This is a genomic window from Paenibacillus hodogayensis (assembly GCF_039536325.1).
In the GTDB taxonomy this organism is placed as follows: domain Bacteria; phylum Bacillota; class Bacilli; order Paenibacillales; family NBRC-103111; genus Paenibacillus_AB; species Paenibacillus_AB hodogayensis.
The window spans coordinates 1-14749 of the sequence record NZ_BAAAYO010000017.1 but is presented as its reverse complement, the minus strand read 5'-3'; the positions used below and the strand labels follow the sequence as shown (position 1 = coordinate 14749).

Here is a 14749-nt window from a genome sequence, read left to right as displayed (position 1 = left end):
GTTCGGCCGGATTTTCCTTAGCCGTTTGAGGAACATCGGCTCCCTCTTTTGCCCCTCCGCTGCAAGCGCCTACAATAACGGTTACTCCTGCTAAGAGGATTAGCAACCTCGCTCTCTGTTTGAACATAGGATCAGAGCACCCTCGCGTCTCCATTATTCCGGTTTAAAACCCGCTTCCTTCAACATGCGCTCCAGGTGCATTCGAGCATCGGCGATTCGCTGATCGATCAGTTCGGGTACAGTCGGTCCGTCCACCCGCTCCAAAAATACATGGCCCTCGAACCCGCTCCTCTTTAAAACGGTAAAAATAGCCGGGAAATCTACATCTCCTGTGCCGGGTATCGGGAAGTCGCGTGCGCCCCGCTCCCCGCGATGATCTTTAGCGATAAGCGAATGCGTGCGCTCCGCCACCTGGGGAAAATCGTCAGAGGCAACAATTCCTTCGTAAAACTCCACATTGCCAGGATCGTAGCATCCCCGAATATGCGGGGAATCGATCTGCTGCAAGGTCTCCAGCATATGCGCGGCGGTTGCCGTATTGCCGGTATGCGGTTTGATCGTTATGATGAGGTCCCGTGCGGCCGCTTCCTCAGCAATTTGTTTGTACCGTTCGATGTAGGCCCGGTTTAGCAGTTGCATGTCCCCCTCTGTCAGAGGAGCCGACGGAAAGGAGCGGTAGCTTTGCGTCCCGATTGTAAGTATTTCCCTGATTCCCAGCGCTTTCGCTAGTTGCATTCGCTGCCTCGCCCGCTCGATCGGCTGATCGATTTTAAAATGAGCATTAGACATAAGCTGTAGCGGCTGCAAGTTGTACCTGGCAAACAGTCCGTTCAATTGACCGATGGCACGGCTGTCGTCCGCATCCGGTAATTCAATCCCCGCGTGAGGATTCCCGATGCCAATATATCGAAACCCTGCGCGCGAGATTCCTTCCAAAGCCCTTTCCAGTGAACAGGTTGCATAAGGCAATGTCATACAGGCCAGTTTCATCTTCCGTCCCCCTCCTATTTCAGTTCCCGCAATCCCGCGTTCAGTACCATTCGTACGGAACCCCAACCTCGCTCAATACGGGATGGGCGACATAAACGAGACTGGTTGCATGGGCAGACAGTTTCCGTATACCGAAGGAAACCGTTCCCGAGGATGGCAATAAGTCTACGTAAGAGACGAGCTGCCAATCCGTATTCTCAAAATAGGCTGACGTGTTCGGACCCAACTGACTGGAATAGGCCGCAGCACCCGTTGACGCCTCCGAAGCTCTCGCATAAAAAGCAAAATAAACGTACTTGCCCGCTAACTCCGGATACAACGCCAAATCGATCGTGAATCCCCAGTCGCTCGTATTGGCGGCCCCGGACAGTTCAAACGCCTCGTAGGTGCGGTAGGTGGCACTCGACAAAGCAAACGATCCGCTTCCCATCGTGACGGGAACGAATTGTCCCAGAGCAGGCGAGTAGTTTACTCTCGCGACACCTTGAATTTCGGCCTTATGAAGGTGTGTCTTGGCTGCGGCCAAGTCGTCGATTTGCAAATTCGCCAGCGAAGCGTATGTTTCGTCGTAAGCGATGCCGTTCCCGTATATTTTCAGATTGTTAACCCACGCTCCCATTCCGGTCCTGCTCGTCCCTGTTCTTAGCAGCGTGTAGGCTTTGAAAGGAGCGCTCGAGCGGGAGATGCTGTTGTTGCCGATCTCCAGCCCAAGCTTAGCGGAATAACAAGCTACCAAGCAGTCGGCATCCCGCAGACTGGCGAAATTATTGACGATCCGAACGGAGCTGACCGGCTGCGTGTTGCCAACCGTGGCTGCTACGACCGTGCCGTTTATAATGATCTGCGCTTTCACCAACCGCACCGGATTCGTAAACGAATAACCCACCGAGCCATTATTTTCGAAGTAATTGTCAGACAGATCGAAGGGCATGATCGAATTGCGGGCGAAAACGCCGCATACTTTGTTTCCTTCGATATTGCAGCCGTTGATCCGGACGCCAAGCGCTTTCCTGGACAAATAGATGCCGATGCCGTCATTCGTGAATATTTTCGTATTCACAACATTAAAGACGTTCATTTCGCCATCAACAAATTGAATGCCATCGCCGCGGTTGTACGATATTTCGCATGTCTCCACGTCATTGCACCAGCCGTAGCCGATAGCAAGCGCGGCCAAGGTCGTACCTTTAATGGAAATCCGGCGGAACAGCGAATGCGCGATTTTTTTGGAATAAATCCCATATTTCGTCTTGTTGTCCCCGGATATGTCGAGATTCGAAAATTCGAATTGATTCCCCACCTCGGTATCCGTAAATTTGAAGATCGCCTCCAACGGAGCCGACACCGTGACGGAAGCATGCGTACGAATGACGGAAGAATGGACCCGTCGGTTGTAGTCGTCCCCGATCAAACGAATCCCTCGTTTACTTGAATCAATCAGGATCGGGCTTGAGATCAAATAAAAATCGGAAGACGGAAAGTAGACGACCGCCCCCCGGTTCTGCGCGGCATCCACAGCCGCTTGTATGGACTGTGTATCGTCAGACGCGTTGTCCCCTTTCGCCCCAAACCATTTTACGTTGAACGCTCCTTGGAAAATGCGCTTGAACCGCGCTCCTGTAGCCGACACAATGACCAGTCCGGTATCATCCGCGCTCGACACGTCCGCCGGATCGAAACGGAAGACACCCTCCTTGCCCGGGTCTGTCACATCATACAGTTCCGCAGGAGCCGTCGATAAGGAGCGCAACTCGGCAATCGTTACCTTGGGCCAACAACATCCCTCCTCTTCCGCCCCGTATACCCCTTCTGTCACACTTTTCCCCTGGACATTCGCTGCACTCCACATACTGCCTGCGACCAAAGCCGTGCCTGCCAAGCCAATCGATGCGAGCAGCTTTCTTCTGCTGACACTGACCGTTCCCGAATCGAAAACTTTATTCATTGTGTCGATTTCTTTCTCTTGATTCATAATAGACCTCCCATCGGTAGTTTTGGGTTTCAAGTATCGGTAAGCGTTTGCAAAAAACAAGCAAGCCGATCCTGCTTTCAGCATAGTTGAACCCGATTGCTTTTAAAATAAAGAGAATTAAACTAGACTATATATAAATTTTAACGAAATTCCGAGAGAAGTCCCCTTCCTCAACAGGGAGAGGCTGAATGTCGGCAAGGCAAGGCAACGCCTGGCTGATCTTCCTGGATCCTGCCCTCGTATGATACAATCAGTCTCAGAGATTCCGAACAGATTTTCAACAGAAATTCAAGGGAGGGAGCGCAAGCAATCCGCCCTCAAGCATCAATTCGGCTTGCACTCGCAATCCGTACAAGCGGTCTACCACAAGTACCTCTTTGCCAGAGACAGCGCCAGACAAGCCAGACGCCAAGGCTTACCCGCCCAATACCGGATTCGCCTCAGCATGGGTCAAGTTGGTCTACGGCCGCAAGCTGATGATTACCATCAGCTATGAGGATGGAAGAGTAGCCGAAGCGAACCATGGCGCCGAGGTTGCGTGGTTTGTTTGTAGAAGGGAACGGTTATGGCTTCCTATTTCTAAGAGCAGCGAAAGTAGGGGAGGTTCATTCTCTCGATAGGTACTCTCGCAGAACGGAGGAGCCGATCTTGCATACCGAAGAGGGTCGACATGTTCTGATCCCCCAGCTCACATACTGTAGATATTGGGAGCGCAAAGACAAATTTTTGTTTTATGAGGATACCTGCAAGGAGTGGACCATTTTCGCCGTCATTGACGGGTCGTTCCAGTATGAATTTAACGAGGAGAAAGGCATTGCCGCATTCGGCGATTTGATCATTTGTCCGGCAAATACTGTTCTGCGCAGGGTCGTTATATCGCCGCTTACTTTTTTTGCGATACGGGTTCGATGGCGGATCAACGACATGGTGAGCATGGGACAGGCGGAACCGCCCCGGTTTGTCGGCAAAACGAGTATCGCCGACACGAAGCGGTTGGCAGGCAACTATTCCTTGATGAAGCAATCCGAAGGACTCAGCGAGGAAGTTAAGCTGTGGCTGTGCGGTCACTATATGCAGGATATTTGGTTGTTATATGGGAAGGAGTGCAGCAAATGGCCTTGGCCGGTAGAATGGCAAGCGGGCAAACAGCCGGAGCCGATCATGAACGAAGCCTCCTCCCTCATTCGCAAGCATGCCTTTGAGCCTTTTGATCTGAAGGAGATTGCCGCACAATTGCGACTGAGTCCAGCACGGCTATGCCAGAAGTTTAAAGCGAGCTTCGGACAAACCCCGATCCAGTTTTTGACCGATTTGCGTTTGGAGAAAGCGAGACAGCTGCTGCTGGAAACAACAATGACGCTTGATCAAATCTCGGAATACATTGGTTACCAGAACGCCTACTATTTAAGTCACATCTTCAAGAAGCATATGGGAGTCACGCCGTCCGCCTTCAGAAAAACGCATCGGGTCTAGCTACTTCCCTTCCTAACCTCCCCCCCCCATTCTGCATAGAACTATAGACCAAGGGCATATAGGGAAATTCGGAAAAGGAACAGCATATACTAGGGTGAAAAAAATGGATCATTTCGCTTTACTCCCTATATCAAGGTGATCCAGTAAATACTTGCATGCGTAAGCATTTGGCAGCCCGTGTTCAATTCCGGCTTATAGATTGCTACACATAACTGCTGGTTACTTCAATAGAAAAGAGGAGCTGCCTTGTAGCAAGCTCCTCCGCTAACGTATACGTTAGTTGAATACCATAATGGTTTTCTTGTACTTTCTCTCTACAGGTATAATTCATCGACTTCAGCTATTTTCCTCGCTCGCCATAAACGGATTAAAGCTCATCTGGGCGTATTCCATAGCATCGATATACTTTTGCTGTTTTGACCGCTCTATCATTTCTTCAGGGCTAACGTCTTCTACTTTAGAAGTTATCCACCAAACATTACCAAAATGGATCAATCACTCTCCCTCCTCGCTCCCCCCCAGGCCATGGTTGTCGGCTTGGTCATAGATATAGCGCCAGCCATTATGGCCTGCGAATACACCTCATCGCCGTTCTCTACATACAGACGAATAAAGCAAGGAAATGCTGGCCATTCGTCAGGGGATGTCTAACGACAAGAACATGTGGTTGCATCTGCAACAAACATCATCCGCCAAGATGGACATCGACGGCGAGCTGCCGGACGGCACGATGGAGCCGGTATTCCGCCGCGGCAATTGGGCGATCCAGCCCCGAGCCTAACCCTCCTATTACATCCCGCATTAGAGCCGCTAACCGCCCGGATGCGGGATTTTTCGGCTGTAACGATTTTCTCCCGTGTCCTATTACCGGAAAATGTCTATACTAGAATGGAATTCAAATGCATCCGAAAGGAATTGATGTAATATGCACATGACCTTTGCCGCCAACCTTCAATCACTCTCTGCAGCAGGCGACCTCGGATGACGTCATGAGTAAGAGGATGCCTGCCCTGTAGAGAGATTCGGGTATACCCCCTGCATCTACAATCTACTTTACAGGAGGATCATCGCAATGAATTTACAACAATTAGGCTGGACCCCAAGCTGGGAAACCGCCTTTCAACCTTACCGCACGAAAAACCTGGTCCCGGGCCGAATCGCGCTCGAGCACAAGCACATGTATCGCGTCTATACCGAGCAAGGGGACTTTCTCGCAGAGGTCTCCGGCAAGCTGCGACACGAAGCGCTGGAACGCGCGGACTATCCGGCGGTCGGCGACTGGGTCGCCCTGACCGAGCGGATCGAGGAAGGCCGGGCGACGATTCACGCCGTGCTGCCCAGGACGAGCAAGTTCTCTCGGCGCGCGGCCGGCAGCGTCCCGGAGGAGCAGATCGTTGCCTCCAATGTCGACACGGTGTTCCTCGTGAACGCGCTGAATCAGGATTACAACCTCAGGCGCATCGAGCGGTACCTGACCCTTGCCTGGGAGAGCGGCGCGAATCCGGTGCTCGTCCTGACGAAGGCCGATCTGTGCGGCGATGTTGATGCGGCCGTTCGCGAGGCGGAAGCCGTCGCGATGGGCGTACCGGTTCACGCCGTCCATGCGCTCTCCATTGAAGGGCTGCAGGCGCTGGCGCCTTACATCGGGCAAGGCAAGACTGTTGCCCTGCTCGGCTCCTCGGGGGCTGGCAAGTCAACGCTCGTCAACCGGCTGTATGGACGCGACGTACAAGCTACCGGCGTTATCCGGGAGGATGACGACCGGGGGAAGCATACGACAACCCACCGGGAGCTCGTCGTGCTGCCGACAGGCGCCCTTCTCATCGATACACCAGGGATGCGGGAGCTGCAGCTGTGGGAAGCGGACGAAGGCATTAGTGCCTCGTTCCACGATATCGAGGAGCTGGCGGAGCGATGCCGGTTCCCGGACTGCAAGCATCAGAAGGAGCCGGGGTGCGCGGTGAATGCTGGTCTCGCCGACGGGACGCTGGAGCGCAGCCGTTACGACAATTACGTGAAGCTCCAGAAGGAGCTAGACTACTTGGCGCGCAAAGAAAACCGCACCCTGCAGGCGGCCGAGAAAGCGAAGTGGAAGAAGATCCACAAGGCACAGCGGGCCCAATACAATAACGACCACTAGCTCAACGCAAGAAAAGGCATCCAATAACGGCGCAGCCGCTCCTGGATGCCTTTTTCTTTTCCCGATCACTTCTTCCGCAGCGGATACTCGTCAGCCGTGGCTCCCTCGTCGCTCCCTGCAGAAACGGCATCCGCCAGGCGACGATACCCCGCGCCCAGGCGCGGCGATCAGTCGGCAGCGTTTGCCCCGGAAGGAGCAAGGCTTCGATCGACAACGCTATCCTCTTTACCGAGAACGTGCGGGCCGAAGCCCAAAGCCGCAGCATAACGAAGAACCTGCTTTCTCCCAGGGGAAGAAAGTCAGGTTCCCTGTTATCTGCTGCGCATTGTTCGCTACACCCTCTTCGGCAGCAGCTTCTGATATTTTCGCCGCAGCTCGTGCAGCTCCTCACTGACGGCAACCGCATGCTCCTCCATCTGCTTGCCTACCTTCACGATCAGCGTTTCGAGCAGAGCGATGGGCGCTACCATCGAATGAAACTCCCATAGCTGACCTCGGGCCGTATACAAAGTGACGGTCGCCTTCTCCACCATCTCGCTGATGACAAGGTCGGTGATCAACAGCGTTTTGCAGCCCTTGGACCCGGCATGGTCGAGCAGCACCGCAAGCTCCGGCGATTCGGTGACGAAACCAAAGATCAGCATCACATCCTGCGGCTGCACATGCACCAGACGGTCGAACAGCTCATGACCGCCTCGGGATAAGTGGCTTACCCGTATCCCGAATCTCGTCAGTCGGAAGTCGATCAGCGCGGCAAGGCTCGCGGAGGAGCCAGGGCCGTAGATATAAACCGTCCCCGCCTCGCGCAGCATGCTTGCGGCCCGCTCGAAGGACTCCTGGCTCAGCCTCTCCGCGGTTTGCTGCAAATAATCGACGCCGATCAAGAGACTTGCGGCCGCATCCTCCTCATTCATTTTGGAAAAGGCGGACTGCAGCTTCTGCGACGGCGACAGAAAAATCTCATCCTTCACCTTCTGCTTGAATTCCTTCAGGTTTTTGCAGCCGACCTCAGCCCAGAACCGCGATACGGTGGACGTGCTGACCTGACAAGCAGCAGCCAGATCTTCTTCTACCATAAACGGAAGCTCTTCCATGTGTTTGCTGATATAATCGGCGATCCGCCGGTGTCCCCGGGATAACTCCTTACTCTCAAACGTCAGCTCCAAGCTGCTCCCCCCTCCCCAATGATCGAAACGTACGGTTATACGTTACACGTCTTCAACCTCAACTTTTTTCTTCAGCAGCCTTTTGACCGCTCCCGCTGCCCTCACCTGCAGATGAAGGCTCGGCGAAATGACTCTCTTGTAAGCACCGGACTGGATGGCCACCTTTAGGTCGGCCACCGACTCGCAAGGACCGGACAGCTCGTTGTGCACGCAGCCGACTTGGAACATCTGGTGGGCGTCACTGCCGGCGACCACAGGTACGCCGAGCTCCGCGCCAAGCGTGAGCACCTTGGCGACATTTTCCTGGATGCCGATCTCATGCAGATCTTTACCGTTGAGATCGAAAGCATCGAAGCGGCGCAGCAGCTCCCGGTCTACATGATACAGATGATTCGACTCGCGGAATGGATGGCCGCCAATCACCAGCATGCCCCGGGGCTCGCACAGCAAGAACAGCTGCTCCAGCCCGATAAAAGATTCGGCTGTTGTATGGTTATCCAGCAAGGCGCGAATTTCCAGCAGGGCGTCCTTGGGCCCGCTGACCAAAATATGCCCGCCTTCCGCCACATCGACTTCCATGCCAGTGAAAATTTTGAAGCCGTCACGGTCATAGTAGTGATTGTTGCCAGGCAGCACCCGATCCAGTGTGCCGTACACTTCGTCGAAGCGGCGCGTATTAAAATGCTCCGTCAGCGTAATCGCCTGAAGCCCTTGCTCCCGTGCTTCATCCAGCATTTCGTTGAAATGCTCTAGGGAAAAATCCGTTTTTTTGGACAATTTAACATGAAAGTGAAAATCGATTTTCATTCGTGGTGTTCCTCCATTGTACATGTTGAGATGAATAGAGAACAGCCTCCAGCCGGTGGCCGGTAAGCTGGTCATAGAGATTGATGCGCTCCTCCCGGAACGCGGCATACAGCATGCGGCCCGGTGCATAATCCGTATCTCCGAGCGTACGTGCAGTTAGCGCGATGTCTCCAGCCTCGACGCGTACGAGCGATTCCGGGCCCGAGGACAACACATCGGTCACCCGGACCGGGATGAAGCCGCGCTCCCCCGGATGCTCGTGCAGTGCCATATCCTCGGGCCTCAAGGTCAGCACGACCTGGCGGTCCGCTTCCAGGGCATCTCCCTCGACCCGGAAATCCCCGAGAGGCGTGCTCACGATGCCGATCTGATCGATGACGCGTGCAAAGCCGTCTATCCGATTCAAGGGATGATCGGAGCTGCCTATAAATTCCGCCACCTCCAGCGTTCTCGGATGCCGATACAGCTCTCGCGGGGTATCTAGCTGAACCAGCTCGCCGCCGAAAAACACAGCGACCTTGGTCGACAGCGTGATCGCCTCGTGCTGGTCGTGGGTCACATAGACGATGGTGGTACCGAGCTCGCGGTGCAGTCGCTTGAGCTCGGCCCGCATCTCGGTCCGCAGCTTGGCGTCCAGATTGGAAAGCGGCTCGTCCAGCAGCAAAATATCCGGCGAGGTGACGATAGCGCGAGCGATGGCGACGCGCTGCTGCTGGCCGCCGGACAGCTCGCCGGGATACCGATCGCTGAGCTCCGGGATGCGCATCTTCTCGAGGGACGACATCACGCGCTGCCGGATCTCGCTCTTCGTGAGCCTACGGATCTGCAAGCCGAAGGCGATATTGTCGAATACCGTCATATGCGGCCAGAGGGCATAGCTCTGGAACACGAGGCTCACGCCCCGCTTCGCCGGGTCCATGTGAAAGGCCGTTCCGCCGCTCGCAACTTCGCGGCCGGCAATGACGATCCGGCCTTCATTCAGCTTCTGCAGGCCGGCGATCGTACGGAGCAGGGTCGTCTTCCCGCAGCCCGAAGGACCGAGCAGAGTCACGAAGTCTCCCTGCTCGATGATCAGGTCGATGCCTTTCAAGACCTGCTTCTGCTGGATATGGACCTGAGCCTGCTGCAATTCAATAGCGCTCACTTTACGAACCTCCTAAGCCCTTGGTCAAATCGGCTTTACCAAACTTCACAGCCAACAGGTATACCGTGATGACGATGGCGATAATGATCATCAACACGACGTTCGTCAGCTGCTCATACCCTTTTTCCACATAATAAAAAGTCAGCGTGGTCAGCGTCTCTGTCCGCGGCGTCACGAGCATAATGATCAGCTCCATCTCCTTCAAGGCTCCGATGAACACGAGTATGAAGATGGACAGCAGGCTCTTGCGGCTAAGCGGCAGCAGCAGACGCCGGAACCGGGTCAGCCAGGAGGCTCCGCTCAGCACGGCGGCTTCCTCCAATTCACTGCCGATCTGCATCAGCGACGCCCCTCCGGCTTTGACCGTGAACGGAAGCTCCTTGACCACCGTGATGAGAATAATAATGGTGATCGTGCCGTACAAGGCCGGGATAAACAGCACCGGCTTGGCAAACATCGAAATGTAGATCGCTGCTAGGGATATCCCCGGAATGAAATACGGGAAAAACGAAAGCTGGTCCACCAACCGGCCCATGAGGGTATTTTTGCCCCGGGAGACAACATAGCCGAGCAATAACCCCATCACCGCCGCAATGACCGAAGCGCTGACCGCAATGATCAGAGAGTTCTTCAAGGCGAGCAGGAAAATCGGATTTTGCAGCACGCCCATCTCCCCCGTGTTAATCGCCGGGTTGGAGCCGCCAAGCCAGTAGTGAAGCGTTAGGTTGTCCAGGCTGAAGGTGCCGTTTTGGAGCAAGAAGGTTTGCAACAGCAGCACCAACAGCGGAATGACGGCTACCGCCCCCATGCTGAGCAGGATCAGGACAGCACCCGGCCGCTTCCATCTCCCCAGTGATAGGTAGGTGACGGAGCTGCTTTTGCCGGATACGGTCACATAACTGCGTCTTGCGCCCATCAGGCGCTGGTTCGCATAGATCGCGACGATGGAGATCAGCATGAGCGTCAGGGACAGGGTGTTGGCTTCGGTCGTCAGCCGTGAGCGCATGCTGGAGTACAGCATCGTCGAGATCATGTAGAAGTTAACTGGTGTCCCCAACAGAGCCGGCACGCCATAGGAGCTAACCGCCTTGGTGAAAATCAGGATAAAGCCCGACAGCACCGAAGGCAGAACCAGCGGAAATACAATCCGGCGCAGCACCTGCAGACGGCTCGCCCCCGCCATCTCCGCTGCTTCTTCCAACTGGCTGTTCATGGAGCTAAAGGCCGCACCAACCAGCAGGAAAAAATATACGCTGTCGTGGATCGAAAGGGTGATCACGATCGGGACATACCCATAGGCCAGCCAGTCGGGAGGCGCCACATGCAGCAGCGACTGCAGGATGCCTGGGGTTCCGCCGATCTTGCTGTTTTTGAAAAAGGTCAGCCACGCCTGCGACAGCATCCAGGACGGCAGCAGGTACGGGATGATCGCCAGCAAAGCGATCGTCTTCTTGAACGGAATATCCGTCCTTGTCACGAGCCAGGCCAGCCCGCAGCCCAAGCCCATGGACACGGCCGAGACCGAGAGTCCCACCGCCAACGCATGCAGCACCGGCTTGTAGAAGAGAGACCAGCTGATGTCGCTCGCCAGAATGCGCTGCCAATGGTACAGCGTCAGATGTCCCGGATCGGCGGCGGCCGTCAATCTGGCATCCTGGGTCCTCCAGACAAACGTTGTATACAGGATGTTCAGTACGGGCCAGATGATGGTATACGCAAGAAAAAGAAGCGACACCGTCCCAATTAGATTCAGCGGATTGCGCAGACCGTTCCGCCACCGGTTCCACCACCTCGTCTGCCATATGGGCCGAACAGACTTGTCAAGCAAGGGGGCCCCTCCTCATTTTTTCACAGACTCGCATAGAACCCGTTACTTTTGTTTGATCCAGAAATCGCGCACCTTCGGCGATGTCTTGTACAGGGCATCCCCGTTGAACAGCCACAGGTTCAGGCTCTCGAACGGAATATCGTTTTTGGTTTTCACATCGGAGCGAGGAACCCACGAGCCGACTTCGTTGAAGGGCTTCACGCCCTCACCGGTGCCATCCTTCTCCCCCATCATCCAGCGGATAAAGAGCTTACCAGCAGCCGCATGCGGCGCATTTTTCGCCATAAACAGATAGCCGGAGTCGGGAACCGAGGTCTTGGGCTTGATGTCGTAGATCGGCAGAATGCTCCAGCCTTTCTCTTTCACCTTGGATACATCCCCGGACACCGCCAAGCCGACCGCATCGCTGCCCGACTTGCCGATCGCATCCAGCACGTCGTCGCTGCCCTTTAAAACGACCAGCTTGTTCGCGAACAACTGCTTGATGAACTCATAGCCGGCATTTTCGGTCCCGTGCAGTTCAATTTCCTTGCCGAACTTCAGCTTATAGGCAGCCGCCATGTCGTTGCTGTTCACCACCATGGTCGTGAACAAGTCCATGAAGGCCGGGGAGCTCAGCGGATCGGCCGTATAGACCTTGCCTTGGAATTCCGGGGTGGTCAGATCCCACCAGTTGGTGATGGGAGGCGACTTGTAACGATCGGTATTGTAGAAGACCGTGCGGAACTCGACGTAATTGGCGTAGCTTTCCGCCTGAGTCCGGTAAGGCTCGTCCACCTTGGCAGCCAGGTCTTCAGGCAAATACTTGATATATCGTCCCGGTTTCACCATCTCTTCCTCCACGGCTCCGCTGACTTCCTTCGTGATGATGACGTCTGGATTAAATTGTCCCGCATCCTGCTCCTTCGTCACCTTGTCCATCAGCTCGTCGGATTTCACTTTACTGACTTCTACTTTTATGCCCGGGTACTGCTTCATGAAAGATTCCGCCGCCACATTGGCACGCCCCGAAGGGGAGTAAACGATGAGCTTGCCTTCCTTCTTAGCCTTCTCGTACAGAGCCTCTACGGTTTCGTCAGGCCCGGATGCGAATTTCGCCGAACTTGCTTCCTGTACGCCACTGGCGGACTTCGATACATCGGCCTTGAGTCCGCTTCCTCCCGCATCGGAGCATGCCGCTAACAGGAACATGGTGCCCAGCACCAAAGCAGCCGCCTTATTCCGTTTTGAGGTTTGAAGCTTGTTGCCTGCCCAGTGTTGCATCTTCATTAGAATGTCGCCTCCCCAAATTCAATCCCATTTTGTAAAGCGTGTAATCATCCGGATATTTCGCTTACAACGTTTACTATAAGAATGGATTGTCATCGGAATGTTAAATAGAAATTATGGTTTGGTAAATAATTATCATAAAAGTTAGTCACGGTAATAAATTATCATTTTTCAAGCAACTTTGAAGGTCATGAGTGGGATCTAGCTTCTACCTTTAGACATGAACTTGATTCCATAAAAAGAAAAAGCCGCGTTTTTCGCGGATTTGAATGGGACAATGTCGTTGGCTTCCGGCTTGAAGCAGCGCGTATCCGACGGGCGTTCACGCAGGCTGTAACCGACAATAAGTTGGTTTTTCGTTCCGATACCGTCAAGCTTGCCGGAATTTCCGGAGAATGCGGCAAAACGGCAAGTTTGCGCGCCACGCCTGCTGTCGCCAACTTTGAAATCGCAATTCCAAGCATAGTTGATCATTTAAAAACTTGCTCTGTTACTGCTGCTTCTCTACATGTACCCGCTTCAGGAAGAATGCCAAAAACAAACCGACAGTAGCCATAACGCTGGCAAAAATAAAACTGTTTTGGGTACCTTCAATCAAGGCAAGCGGACCGTTGGCCGGGTCTGAAGGGTCTGCCGCCCTCTCCATAAAGCGGTGGATTCCGGCAGTCATAAGGCTAATTGCAATGGCCGTACCAATCGCGCCTGCTATTTGCTGGAGCGTATTCATAATTGCGTTTCCATGTGGGTAAAGCTCGGGAGGCAATTGGTTAAGACCGTTTGTCTGGGATGGCAGCCATACCAGACAAATACCGAGCATCAGACTAGAATGAAGCACGGTAATCAGCACTAGGGGGGTAGCAGCCGTAATGCCTGTAAGAGACCATAGCACCACAAAAATCAAGACAAATCCTAAAGGAACGATCCGTCTGGGTCCGAATCTATCAAATATTTTCCCCGTAACCGGGGACATAACGGCTTGTAAAATCCCTCCAGGCAATAAGACGAGCCCCGCTGTTAACGCATTGAGACCGAGTCCGCGAATCAAGTACATGGGCAACACGACCATTGCCGACAATGTAAGCACCATACAAATAAACAGCATTAGTGTACCGATGGCGAACATCGGATGTTTAAGTGCTCTGAGGTTCAACATCGGATGTTTCATCTTACATTGGCGAAGGACAAAAATAATCAAAAACAACAGGCCAACGCTCATCGAAACGATGACTTTTATGCTACTCCAGCCGCCTTCGCCTTCCCCCACACTGCTAAAAGCAAATACAATTCCACCGAAGCCTGCCGTAGACGACACAAGTGAAAATAGATCTATTTTCGGTTTTGTAATGGCTGATACGTTTTGCATATAACGCAGACCAATCAATAGACAAATCACTAAAAAAGGAATAGACAACCAAAAGATCCATTCCCATCCTAAGCTCTCGATCATCAGTCCGGACAAGGTAGGCCCAGTAGCAGGAGCGACCACCAGAACGAGGCCGAGAATACCAATTACTCCTCCTCTTTTTTCTGCCGGAAAAATGATCAGTATCGTATTGAACATAAGCGGCAATAAAATACCCATACTAACGGCTTGAATGACACGTCCGATTAACAGCACTTCAAACCCTGGCGCAAGAGCGGCTACCAGTGCGCCGAAAACAGATAAACAAAGCCCTGAGATGAATAACTGCCGGGTCGAAAACCATTGAAGCAGCAAACCCGATAATGGCACTAATATGCCAAGCGTCAGCAAGTAGCCGGTCGTCAGCCATTGCGCTGTTACAGCGGAAATATGAAATTGACTCATTAAGTCGCTTAGTGCGACATTCAGCGCCGTCTCACTGAACATCCCGATAAAACCACTCAGTAATAATGAAATCATGATAGGAATAACTTTATAGCAGGCCTGTTGAATAACCACAAAATGGTAGAAAAAGAGCCGTCAACCCGGTAAACTGTT

Annotated in this window: 12 protein-coding genes; 2 read left to right on the top strand and 10 right to left on the bottom strand. The window is 53.6% G+C overall.

Annotation, left to right across the window (positions count from 1 at the left end):
* Positions 1 to 153 precede the first annotated feature (153 nt).
* Together ABD796_RS30895 and ABD796_RS30890 are read right to left on the bottom strand one after the other, a co-directional pair.
* Positions 154 to 975, bottom strand: a complete 822-nt coding sequence (locus ABD796_RS30895) for a sugar phosphate isomerase/epimerase family protein (protein WP_344915921.1) — start codon at positions 973 to 975, stop codon at positions 154 to 156.
* 55 nt (positions 976 to 1030) lie between these two features.
* Positions 1031 to 2962, bottom strand: a complete 1932-nt coding sequence (locus tag ABD796_RS30890; RefSeq protein WP_344915746.1) for a glycosyl hydrolase family 28-related protein — start codon at positions 2960 to 2962, stop codon at positions 1031 to 1033.
* A 648-nt stretch (positions 2963 to 3610) separates the two neighbouring features.
* Here ABD796_RS30890 and ABD796_RS30885 point away from each other — a divergent pair.
* Positions 3611 to 4435 carry a helix-turn-helix domain-containing protein gene (locus ABD796_RS30885; protein WP_344915744.1) on the top strand — a complete coding sequence of 275 codons (825 nt, stop codon included), beginning with the start codon at positions 3611 to 3613 and terminating at the stop codon, positions 4433 to 4435.
* Between the two features lie 336 nt (positions 4436 to 4771).
* Here the strand turns inward: ABD796_RS30885 and ABD796_RS30880 are convergent, their stop codons facing one another.
* On the bottom strand, positions 4772 to 4930 hold the full coding sequence (locus tag ABD796_RS30880; RefSeq protein ID WP_344915742.1) for a hypothetical protein: 159 nt from the start codon (positions 4928 to 4930) through the stop codon (positions 4772 to 4774).
* 577 nt (positions 4931 to 5507) lie between these two features.
* Between ABD796_RS30880 and rsgA the strand changes: the two genes are divergently transcribed.
* On the top strand, positions 5508 to 6575 hold the full coding sequence (gene rsgA, locus ABD796_RS30875) for a ribosome small subunit-dependent GTPase A (RefSeq protein ID WP_344915740.1): 1068 nt from the start codon (positions 5508 to 5510) through the stop codon (positions 6573 to 6575).
* Between the two features lie 332 nt (positions 6576 to 6907).
* Here rsgA and ABD796_RS30870 read toward each other — a convergent pair whose 3' ends face one another.
* The 7 genes from ABD796_RS30870 to ABD796_RS30840 all read right to left on the bottom strand — a co-directional run bounded on the left by ABD796_RS30870 (position 6908) and on the right by ABD796_RS30840 (position 14671).
* The gene (locus tag ABD796_RS30870) at positions 6908 to 7741 is read right to left on the bottom strand and encodes a MurR/RpiR family transcriptional regulator (RefSeq protein ID WP_344915738.1); all 834 of its coding nucleotides are present in this window, start codon (positions 7739 to 7741) and stop codon (positions 6908 to 6910) included.
* Positions 7742 to 7783: 42 nt separating this feature from the next.
* Complete coding sequence (locus ABD796_RS30865) at positions 7784 to 8548, bottom strand: PHP-associated domain-containing protein (protein ID WP_344915736.1); 765 nt, start codon at positions 8546 to 8548, stop codon at positions 7784 to 7786.
* Positions 8520 to 9692, bottom strand: coding sequence for an ABC transporter ATP-binding protein (locus tag ABD796_RS30860; protein WP_344915734.1), 1173 nt, complete (start codon positions 9690 to 9692; stop codon positions 8520 to 8522). The genes ABD796_RS30865 and ABD796_RS30860 overlap by 29 nt, the downstream gene beginning before the upstream one ends.
* Position 9693: 1 nt before the next feature.
* Positions 9694 to 11520: an ABC transporter permease gene (locus tag ABD796_RS30855; RefSeq protein WP_344915732.1), complete on the bottom strand. Its 1827-nt coding sequence runs from the start codon at positions 11518 to 11520 to the stop codon at positions 9694 to 9696.
* 42 nt (positions 11521 to 11562) lie between these two features.
* Positions 11563 to 12789, bottom strand: coding sequence for an ABC transporter substrate-binding protein (locus ABD796_RS30850; protein ID WP_344915731.1), 1227 nt, complete (start codon positions 12787 to 12789; stop codon positions 11563 to 11565).
* A gap of 201 nt (positions 12790 to 12990) precedes the next feature.
* Positions 12991 to 13263 (bottom strand): hypothetical protein, encoded by a 273-nt coding sequence (locus tag ABD796_RS30845; protein WP_344915729.1) that lies wholly within the window; start codon positions 13261 to 13263, stop codon positions 12991 to 12993.
* Positions 13264 to 13279: 16 nt separating this feature from the next.
* Entirely contained in the window at positions 13280 to 14671 is a 1392-nt protein-coding gene (locus tag ABD796_RS30840) for a DHA2 family efflux MFS transporter permease subunit (RefSeq protein ID WP_344915726.1), read from the bottom strand.
* Positions 14672 to 14749: the final 78 nt, after the last annotated feature.

Bases quoted from the DNA above. Each gene is read 5' to 3' on its own strand.
- ABD796_RS30895 (WP_344915921.1), bottom strand. From the start codon at position 975: ATGACATTGCCTTATGCAACCTGTTCACTGGAAAGGGCTTTGGAAGGA.
- ABD796_RS30890 (WP_344915746.1), bottom strand. From the start codon at position 2,962: ATGAATCAAGAGAAAGAAATCGACACAATGAATAAAGTTTTCGATTCG.
- rsgA (WP_344915740.1), top strand. From the start codon at position 5,508: ATGAATTTACAACAATTAGGCTGGACCCCAAGCTGGGAAACCGCCTTT.
- ABD796_RS30865 (WP_344915736.1), bottom strand. From the start codon at position 8,548: ATGAAAATCGATTTTCACTTTCATGTTAAATTGTCCAAAAAAACGGAT.
- ABD796_RS30850 (WP_344915731.1), bottom strand. From the start codon at position 12,789: ATGAAGATGCAACACTGGGCAGGCAACAAGCTTCAAACCTCAAAACGG.
- ABD796_RS30845 (WP_344915729.1), bottom strand. From the start codon at position 13,263: ATGATCAACTATGCTTGGAATTGCGATTTCAAAGTTGGCGACAGCAGG.
- ABD796_RS30840 (WP_344915726.1), bottom strand. From the start codon at position 14,671: ATGATTTCATTATTACTGAGTGGTTTTATCGGGATGTTCAGTGAGACG.